Source organism: Halobacteria archaeon AArc-dxtr1 (assembly GCA_025517425.1).
Lineage (GTDB): Archaea > Halobacteriota > Halobacteria > Halobacteriales > Natrialbaceae > Halostagnicola.
The window spans coordinates 605,477-606,116 of the sequence record JAOPJY010000001.1; the positions used below are offsets into that span (position 1 = coordinate 605,477).

1 protein-coding gene is annotated in these 640 nt (G+C 62.5%); it reads right to left on the reverse strand.

All coding sequences use genetic code 11. The features are described from left to right. Positions 1 to 640, reverse strand: a 640-nt coding sequence (locus OB905_03125) for a hypothetical protein (GenBank protein ID MCU4924978.1), incomplete at both ends; no start/stop codon positions are given.

A 640-nucleotide genomic window follows, 5' to 3' on the forward strand; every position in this document is an offset into this window, starting at 1 on the left:
TGGTCGGTTTTGGCGTCCTGGCTGCTATCCTGGTCGTTGTCACTGCCTTCCGCTTCCTGGTCGGCGTCTTGCGTGACGTCGCTGGTCTGGTCGGCGTTCTGTTCGTTGTCGTCGCCGTCAGCGGTCTGTTTCTGGCTGCTCTTTTGCGTGCTGTCCTGGCTGGCCTCCTGGTCGTTGTCGTTGGCCTCGCTGGATGCGTCGTCGCCGTCGGCGCCGTCGGCGCCAAGGACGTTGCCGCCGTCCTCACCGTCTTCGGCGTTGTCTTTGTTGGTGCTCTCGACGCTCTGGGAGATTCCCTGGTTGGACGTCTGCTCACTGTCGGCGTTCTGCTCGTTGCCGTCGCCGTCAGCGGACTGCTCCTGACTGCTGTCCTGTGAGCTGTCCTGGCTGGCCTCCTGGTCGTTGTCGTTGGCTTCGCTCGATGCGTCGCCACCGTCACCGCCGTCACCGCCAAGGATGTTACCGCCGTCACCGGCGTCACCGGCGTCGCCTTTGTTGGTGCTTTCGACGCTCTGTTCGATGCCCTGGTCGGTGTCCTGTTCGCTGTCAGCGTCCTGGTCGTTGTTGTTACCGTCAGCGGACTGTTCTTGGTTGCTTTCTTGCGTGCTGTCCTGGCTGGCTTCTTGGTTGTTGTCGTTGG